3 protein-coding genes, 1 tRNA gene and 1 pseudogene are annotated in these 2,086 nt (G+C 44.9%); 3 read left to right on the forward strand and 2 right to left on the reverse strand.

The genetic code is table 11. The features are described 5' to 3' along the window. Together AC3LHT_RS09480 and AC3LHT_RS09485 are read right to left on the reverse strand one after the other, a co-directional pair. Positions 1–581: pseudogene (locus AC3LHT_RS09480) on the reverse strand (maltodextrin glycosyltransferase); the annotation flags it as partial. A gap of 39 nt (positions 582–620) precedes the next feature. After that, positions 621–709, reverse strand: a tRNA-Ser gene (locus tag AC3LHT_RS09485). 215 nt (positions 710–924) lie between these two features. On the opposite strand from AC3LHT_RS09485, the gene rplU reads away from it, so the two are divergent. The 3 genes from rplU to rplM are packed head-to-tail and all read left to right on the forward strand — an operon-like array spanning position 925 to position 2,064. Continuing rightward, positions 925–1,239: a 50S ribosomal protein L21 gene (rplU, locus tag AC3LHT_RS09490; protein WP_290645602.1), complete on the forward strand. Its 315-nt coding sequence runs from the start codon at positions 925–927 to the stop codon at positions 1,237–1,239. A gap of 16 nt (positions 1,240–1,255) precedes the next feature. Then, on the forward strand, positions 1,256–1,507 hold the full coding sequence (gene rpmA, locus AC3LHT_RS09495; protein WP_290645600.1) for a 50S ribosomal protein L27: 252 nt from the start codon (positions 1,256–1,258) through the stop codon (positions 1,505–1,507). A gap of 32 nt (positions 1,508–1,539) precedes the next feature. Then, positions 1,540–2,064: a 50S ribosomal protein L13 gene (gene rplM / locus AC3LHT_RS09500; protein WP_290645598.1), complete on the forward strand. Its 525-nt coding sequence runs from the start codon at positions 1,540–1,542 to the stop codon at positions 2,062–2,064. Positions 2,065–2,086 lie beyond the last annotated feature (22 nt).

Raw genomic sequence — 2,086 nt, forward strand, 5'->3', positions numbered from 1 at the left:
GCCGCTTCGATAAAGGCTTTGAATTCTTCATCTGTTTTCATGCCATCCAGGAGGGTATCGTGGTAACGTGGGTCTATTTCAAAGACGTTCTTCACAGAATAGGGGGAGCCGATTTCACCTTTCTTGAAGAGATCACTGTATTTGGTTACGGGCAGGAAATATATTGCATCAAATCCCATAGCAGAAAGGTATGGCAACATGAAAAGCATTTTCAGTATAGTGCCACTTTCTGTATAACCTTCGGCATCCATGGGGTCATAGTGATCCGGGTGCAGGTGCCCATAAGCGGAGGTTGACCTTATAAAAGCTCCATAGATGTTGGCTTTTTGTATCCAGTCAGGGGTTGTTTCTTTGTTGATTCTTGAAAGAGGCTGTAGATAGTTCACGCCCTCTTGTCCCCTGGAGAGGATGAACGAGCAGATGCTGGAGCCGAATTCGTAGGGGTTGACGAAAATCCACTTTCCACTGAGTTTAACCGTTCCTTCGTAACGAGGCGGGAACCATTCTCTAGGAATCGAGAAATTGACCGTTCCAGATTCAATTCTTTCAGCAAGAAGACTATTTATCTTCTTCAAATACATAGACACACCTCCAAAAAATAAGGGCGGAACACCGCCCTCTGGCGGAGGCGGTGGGACTCGAACCCACAAGGGGCAACAACCCCACCGGTTTTCGAGACCGGCTCCTTAGCCGATTAGGATACGCCTCCAAACAATAAAATTATACCAGACCTGAGGTTTCTGTCAATGTGAGAAAAGTCGTCAGCGAAAGCTGAAAAATTAAAGAAAAGTTTACCAATTCCACTGGTTATGGGCTTAGAATGTGTTAAAATATCGAAAGTGATGACTAAAAGAGCTTGAGGCAGGTTATAAATCCGATGGGTACCTGACTCAGCTACTTTTTATTGCACAAGGAGGTGTAACAGTGTACGCAGTTATTGAAACCTCGGGAAAACAATTTAAAGTAACTGAGGGAATGAGTCTTTTTACCCAGAAACAGAAAGATTATTCCGAAGGTGATAGGATCGAGTTTGACAGAGTGCTACTCCTTCGTGATGAATCCGGTACCAAAGTGGGCAAGCCTTACCTCGAAGGCGTAAAGGTTATCGGCAAGGTCGTTCGCCATGGCAGAGACAAGAAAATCAGAATCGTTAAGTTCAGACCAAGGAAAAACTACGACAGAGTCAACGGCCACAGACAGTGGTTTACCGAGATTCTGATCGAAAAAATCGAGTATTGAGGTGGAGGTGAACTAAATGGCCCACAAGAAAAGTGGCGGTGCAGCGAGAAACGGTAGAGATAGCAATCCTAAGTATCTCGGTGTTAAGCGCGGCGAGAACTCTTTAGTTAAAGCTGGCACTATTATAATAAGACAAAGAGGAACGAAGATACATCCCGGAAAAAACGTGGGCATGGGAAGGGATTTTACCCTTTATGCTCTTATCGACGGAAAGATCCACTTTGAAACGAAGAACAACAGAAAATACGTAAGTGTGTACGCTGACTAAAAGTCGCGCATCATCCGAAAGGAGGAAGCATAATGAATATACAAAAGACACCGGTATATAAAATAGGCACGAGACAGTTCACAGTGCAGACAAAACGTAAAGGCGAGATAAAAAAGGTCGAACATTATCTTGCCGATCCTCAGGGAAATCGTGTTGAAAGAAAATGGTATCTTGTGGATGCAACAGATGTTCCATTGGGGCGTTTAGCAACGAGAATAGCCTTGATACTCTCTGGTAAGGCCAAACCCACTTATACCCCCCACGTTGACACGGGTGATTTCGTTGTTGTTGTAAATGCTGAAAAAATCAGGTTAACCGGAAAAAAGCTCGACCAGAAAAAATACTACCGGCATTCCGGATATCCCGGCGGAATCAAAGAAAGGTCAGCCCGGGAAATGCTTGCTAAATATCCTGAAAGGGTTATCAAGCTTGCTGTAAAGCGCATGTTGCCAAAGACAAAACTCGGTGACAAGATGTTGAAAAAACTCAAGGTTTACGCCGGCCCGGAGCACAAGCACCAAGCGCAGAAACCGGAAGCCGTCGAGCTTGTGAAGTGAGGAGGCAGAATAGATGGCGGGA

Source organism: Kosmotoga sp., from assembly GCF_982836095.1.

Coding starts and splice junctions, on each gene's coding strand:
- rpmA (WP_290645600.1), top strand. CDS start 1,256: ATGGCCCACAAGAAAAGTGGCGGTGCAGCGAGAAACGGTAGAGATAGC.
- rplM (WP_290645598.1), top strand. CDS start 1,540: ATGAATATACAAAAGACACCGGTATATAAAATAGGCACGAGACAGTTC.